Here is a 1,958-nt window from a genome sequence, read left to right as displayed (position 1 = left end):
GACGCCCAGGTGGCCGAGGTCGTGGTAGTTGAACATCAGCGTCACCAGGTCGAGCCGGTTCGCGGCGACGTCGGCCGGGACCGGGGCCTCGAACGGCTGGACGACGGCGACGATGTTCGACAGCCGCGGGTTGGCGACCCGGGCCGCGAGCGCCGGCGACGCGGCGCGCGGCGTCTGGGCGTAGACCCGCCCGGTCGCGCCGATCGAACGGGCGAGCAGCTCGGTGGTGTAGCCGCCGCCGGCGCTCAAGTCGAGCGCCACCATGCCCGGCCGGATGCCGATGAACTCGAGCATCTGCGCCGGCTTGCGTCGCACGTCGTTGCTGCGGTCGGCGTCGCTGCGGTCGGGGCTGGCCAGCAGCTGCGCGATCTGCGCCGCCGACAGCGCCGCTGCGGCGCTCGACCCCGCGCCGGGGCGGTCGGCACTTGCGCAGCCGGCGCCGGCGAGAGCGACGACCAGGCCCGCCAGGAGTGCGGAAAGAATCGGTCTCTTCATGTCTCAGCCTTTCGCGCCGTGGCGCGGATCGAAGTTGGCGAATGTGCGGCGCATGGCCTCGTAGCCCTCGCGCGCCGCCTCGGTGTCCGCCGGCGGCAGGGTGATCTGCAGGACGGCGTACAGATCCCCTGGATTCTTGCCGGGCAGGCCGCGCCCCTTCAGGCGCAGGCGGCTGGCGGGCTTCGAGCCCTTCGGCACGGTGAGCTGCACCGGCCCGTCCGGGGTCGGCGCGTCGACGGTGGCGCCGAGCGCCGCCTCCCAGGGCGCGATCGGCAGGTCGACCGACACGTCGCCGCCTTCGACCCGGAAGCGCGGGTGCGGCTTGAAGCCGATCTCGAGGAACAGGTCGCCGGCCGACGCACCGCCCGAACCGGCGCTGCCCTGCCCGGCCAGGCGCAGTCGCTGCCCCGGGCGGATGCCCTTGGGAATGTGAACGTCGAGCGTGCGCTCCCGCAGCTGGACCCGGCCGTCGGGTCCCTCGACCGGCACGCGCAGGGTGATGCTGCGTTCGGCGCCGCGGTAGGCGTCCTCGAGGTCGATCAGCACCTTCGCCTGGTGGTCCTCGCCCTGCATTCCCGCGCGCTGGCGCGGCCCGGGTCCGCCGCGGGCCCGGCGCCCGAACAGGGACTCGAAGAAATCGCTCGAGTCGAAGCCCGGGCCGAAGCCGCCGCCGTCGCCGCCGCGGAACTCGAAGCCGGCGTCCCAGTTCGGCGGCGGCTGGAATTCCTGGCCGGCCTTCCAGTTGCTGCCCATCTGGTCGTAGGCGGCGCGCTTCTCCGGATCCTTGAGGACCTCGTTGGCCTCGTTGATGTCCTTGAAGCGAGCCTCGGCGTCGGGGACCTTGCTGACGTCCGGGTGGTACTTGCGGGCGAGCTTGCGGTACGCCTGCTTGATCTCGTCCTGGGTCGCGCCGCGGCCCACGCCGAGCGCTTCGTAGTAGTCCTTGTACTTCATGCCTGATCCATCTTTTCCGGTGCCGGGCCTTCGCAGGGCGCCATCAGCGCCTCGGTCGCCGCCTGCAGGGTGACGTGGCCGATGGCGAAGCGCTCCTTCAGACGCCCCGCGGCCGCGCGCAGGAAGGCGTCGTCGGGGTGACCCGCAGGCATCACCAGATGCGCGGTCAAGGCCACCTCCGTCGTCCCGGGGGCCCAGACGTGCAGGTCGGCGACGCTCGTCACGCCCGGCATCGCTTCCAGCTCGGCGCGAACCGCGGCAAGGTCGATCGAGGCCGGCACGCCGTCGAACATGAGGTGCAGGGAATCGCGAAACAAGCCCCAGGTGCCGAGCAGGATGACGGCCGCGACGAGCAGGCTGGTTGCCGGGTCGAGCCAGTTCCAGCCGAGCCACAGGGCGACGGCGGCGCTCGCCACCACGCCGGCGGACACCGCCGCGTCGGCGGCCATGTGCAGGAACGCGCCGCGCACGTTCAGGTCGTCGCGCCGGCCGCGCAGGAAGAGCAGCGC

Annotated in this window: 2 protein-coding genes and 1 pseudogene; all 3 read right to left on the bottom strand. The window is 72.7% G+C overall.

Going from position 1 to position 1,958, the window contains the following annotated elements; translation table 11 throughout:
- A pseudogene (locus AC30N0_RS01550) lies at positions 1–495 on the bottom strand (class I SAM-dependent methyltransferase); the annotation flags it as partial.
- Between the two features lie 3 nt (positions 496–498).
- Complete coding sequence (locus AC30N0_RS01545) at positions 499–1,449, bottom strand: DnaJ C-terminal domain-containing protein (RefSeq protein ID WP_489516179.1); 951 nt, start codon at positions 1,447–1,449, stop codon at positions 499–501.
- A partial coding sequence (locus tag AC30N0_RS01540) for a cation diffusion facilitator family transporter (RefSeq protein WP_489516178.1) occupies positions 1,446–1,958 on the bottom strand: 513 nt, incomplete at its 5' end. The genes AC30N0_RS01540 and AC30N0_RS01545, both read right to left, overlap by 4 nt.

It is taken from the genome of Rhizobacter sp. (assembly GCF_031412495.1).
Classification (GTDB): domain Bacteria; phylum Pseudomonadota; class Gammaproteobacteria; order Burkholderiales; family Burkholderiaceae_C; genus Schlegelella_A.
This window is presented reverse-complemented; position numbering and strand designations above follow the sequence as displayed.